Origin of the sequence: Pseudanabaena mucicola FACHB-723, from assembly GCF_014696385.1 — a bacterium.
In the GTDB taxonomy this organism is placed as follows: Bacteria; Cyanobacteriota; Cyanobacteriia; order Pseudanabaenales; family Pseudanabaenaceae; genus Pseudanabaena.
Genome location: NZ_JACJQB010000094.1, coordinates 1 through 2,500, shown reverse-complemented (window position 1 = coordinate 2,500; position 2,500 = coordinate 1). Strand labels below are relative to the sequence as shown.

At 49.0% G+C, this 2,500-nt stretch carries 2 tRNA genes and 2 rRNA genes (1 of these 4 cut by a window edge); all 4 read right to left on the bottom strand.

The features are described from left to right. Positions 1–236: ribosomal RNA gene (locus tag H6F41_RS18680) — 23S ribosomal RNA — on the bottom strand (it extends 2,586 nt beyond the left edge of the window). Positions 237–414: 178 nt separating this feature from the next. Next, positions 415–490, bottom strand: a tRNA-Ala gene (locus tag H6F41_RS18675). A 51-nt stretch (positions 491–541) separates the two neighbouring features. After that, positions 542–615: transfer RNA gene (locus H6F41_RS18670), tRNA-Ile, on the bottom strand. Between the two features lie 129 nt (positions 616–744). Then, positions 745–2,230 (bottom strand): 16S ribosomal RNA (locus tag H6F41_RS18665). The 16S and 23S rRNA genes sit together here with 2 tRNA genes alongside, the layout of an rRNA operon. Positions 2,231–2,500 lie beyond the last annotated feature (270 nt).

The following is a 2,500-nucleotide window of genomic DNA, read 5'->3' as shown; positions in this document are numbered from 1 at the left end:
CGCTACTTAGGAAATCATTATTTATTTTCTCTTCCTTCAGCTACTAAGATGTTTCAATTCGCTGAGTTCGCTCTTTCCCGTCTATTTTATTCAACGGGCAGTATATAGGGTTGCCCCATTCGGAAACCTGCGGATCAGGGCTTGCTTCCAGCTCCCCGCAGTGTATCGTCGGTAACCACGTCCTTCATCGCCTTCTTGTGCCTAGGTATCCACCGTGAGCCCTTTGTAGCTTGACCTCTGTGTTTCCACTTTGGATCTACTTGCTTCTTATTACTATTACTATGCAGTTTTCAAGGTTCTTTCTAAATTCTTGCTTTCGCTAGAATTTAGCAGTCTCTCTAGTCTCTTAGGATTTTCCTCACTAGATGAGTTGCTAAACTCTTGCTTTTGCTTTCGTTGGTCTTGTTAGTAGTTTGGTGGAGATAAGGAGATTCGAACTCCTGACTTCCTGCGTGCAAAGCAGGCGCTCTACCAACTGAGCTATATCCCCAGAGTTAACTATCACTTTTAGCTCGTCGCCTTCAGTTTCTAGCTTCTCAAGTGGGCCATACTGGACACGAACCAGTGACCTCACCCTTATCAGGGGTGCGCTCTAACCAACTGAGCTAATGGCCCTTTTTGTTAGCCAAATTTAGAACCTGACTTAGTTTGAAAGCTTTCCAATAAATCTCGAACGACCTTGGGATGACTTACTCTTGACCTAATTCTGTATTGGTTCAGTCTAAGAGTAAATAGGTCTCCCTATAAGGAGGTGATCCAGCCGCACCTTCCGGTACGGCTACCTTGTTACGACTTCACCCCAGTCACCAGCCCTGCCTTAGGCGCCTCCCTCCCTTGCGGGTTGAGATAACGACTTCGGGCGTGACCAGCTTCCATGGTGTGACGGGCGGTGTGTACAAGGCCCGGGAACGTATTCACCGCAGTATGCTGACCTGCGATTACTAGCGATTCCGCCTTCATGCAGGCGAGTTGCAGCCTGCAATCTGAACTAAGACCGGGTTTATGAGATTAGCTTGCATTCGCATGCTTGCGACTCTTTGTCCCGGCCATTGTAGTACGTGTGTAGCCCAAGGCGTAAGGGGCATGATGACTTGACGTCATCCCCACCTTCCTCCGGTTTGTCACCGGCAGTCTATCTAGAGTGCCCAACTTAATGATGGCAACTAAATACGAGGGTTGCGCTCGTTGCGGGACTTAACCCAACATCTCACGACACGAGCTGACGACAGCCATGCACCACCTGTGTTCGCGCTCCCGAAGGCACTCCTCCCTTTCAAGAGGATTCGCGACATGTCAAGCCTTGGTAAGGTTCTTCGCGTTGCATCGAATTAAACCACATACTCCACCGCTTGTGCGGGCCCCCGTCAATTCCTTTGAGTTTCAATCTTGCGACCGTACTCCCCAGGCGGGACACTTAACGCGTTAGCTACGGCACTGACCGGGTCGATACGGCCAACACCTAGTGTCCATCGTTTACGGCTAGGACTACTGGGGTATCTAATCCCATTCGCTCCCCTAGCTTTCGTACTTCAGCGTCAGTTGAGATCCAGCAGGACGCTTTCGCCACTGGTGTTCTTCCAGATATCTACGCATTTCACCGCTACACCTGGAATTCCTCCTGCCCCTATCTCTCTCTAGTCTCACAGTTTCCATTGCCTTTCCAAGGTTAAGCCTCGGGCTTTGACAACAGACTTATCAAACAGCCTACGTACGCTTTACGCCCAATAATTCCGGATAACGCTTGCATCCTCCGTCTTACCGCGGCTGCTGGCACGGAGTTAGCCGATGCTTATTCGTTGGGTACCGTCATTATCTTCCCCAACAAAAGAGGTTTACAATCCACAGACCTTCGTCCCTCACGCGGTATTGCTCCGTCAGGCTTTCGCCCATTGCGGAAAATTCCCCACTGCTGCCTCCCGTAGGAGTCTGGGCCGTGTCTCAGTCCCAGTGTGACTGGTCATCCTCTCAGACCAGTTATCGATCGTCGCCATGGTAGGCCGTTACCCCACCATCTAGCTAATCGAACGCAAGCTCATCTACAGGCACTAAAGCTTTCACCTCTCGGCATATCCGGTATTAGCAGTCGTTTCCAACTGTTGTCCCGAACCTATAGGTAGATTCTTACGCGTTACTCACCCGTCCGCCACTATCTCCGAAGAGACCGTTCGACTTGCATGTGTTAAGCATACCGCCAGCGTTCATCCTGAGCCAGGATCAAACTCTCCATGGTGTCTATCAGTTTCAAAATTTCTTTCTACTTCCTCTAGCTTTTTTCCTTTCGGATGGGTTTGACTTTTTTAAGCTTTTCGCTTATCCTGTCGGATAGCTAGTTATTTGTCAATAATCTAGTCTTTTTTATTTTCTTGACGAGGTTTATTGGTTTCTTAAAGCTTTCAAACTATTTGGTTGTCTAGGTTCTTGGCGCTTCTCTTTTCAGGTCGGGTTGCTTCGCTTTCGCTTCGCTTCCCTTCAGCGCTTTATTAAGTTAGCAAGGTTATTT